Source organism: Mesorhizobium caraganae, from assembly GCF_016836705.1.
Classification (GTDB): Bacteria; Pseudomonadota; Alphaproteobacteria; order Rhizobiales; family Rhizobiaceae; genus Mesorhizobium; species Mesorhizobium caraganae.
The window spans coordinates 1-464 of the sequence record NZ_JAFCGY010000134.1 but is presented as its reverse complement, the minus strand read 5'-3'; the positions used below and the strand labels follow the sequence as shown (position 1 = coordinate 464).

Sequence of the window (464 nt, the reverse complement as noted above, 5' to 3'; positions counted from 1 at the left end):
CTCCTGCACCAGACGTGCCCCGAAACAGGGCGTCACGGTGCAGGGCAGCCCCCACCAGGGGCGGTCGTGATTGTCGTCGGGAAGCATTGTCCCGGAGAGTGCGTCTGACACGATAAAATCCTCACAGAAAATCGGTTAAGAATGGTTTAACGATGACAGGTCAGCCGGCGCGCAGACCGCCTTCGGTAAAGGTGTATTCGTTTATGAGCAGGGCCTCATCCACAGCGGCGTCTGAGCTCAGCCAGTCGTACTCGTTTTCCGGGTGACGGAACATCAGTTCAGGGTGACGCTCATCAGCCGGACATACGGGCCAAAACTGTCCTTACGACGTTCAGCAAACACGGCCAGCACACCGGGAATATCCTGCACTTCACTACCGGTATACGTCTCAGCACTGCCGTGCCAGCGGTACTTACCGGTGCAGAACGGAAATAGACGGGATGCAGGATGCTGTTGGTGAATAC

Annotated in this window: 2 protein-coding genes; both read right to left on the bottom strand. The window is 56.9% G+C overall.

The genetic code is table 11. The annotated features are described in order from the left end of the window. A partial coding sequence (locus JQK88_RS35880; RefSeq protein WP_265195682.1) for a type IV toxin-antitoxin system YeeU family antitoxin occupies nt 1–111 on the bottom strand: 111 nt, incomplete at its 3' end. A 162-nt stretch (nt 112–273) separates the two neighbouring features. Then, nucleotides 274–464: DUF987 family protein (locus JQK88_RS35640; RefSeq protein WP_203281270.1), on the bottom strand; the 191-nt coding region annotated here is incomplete at its 5' end.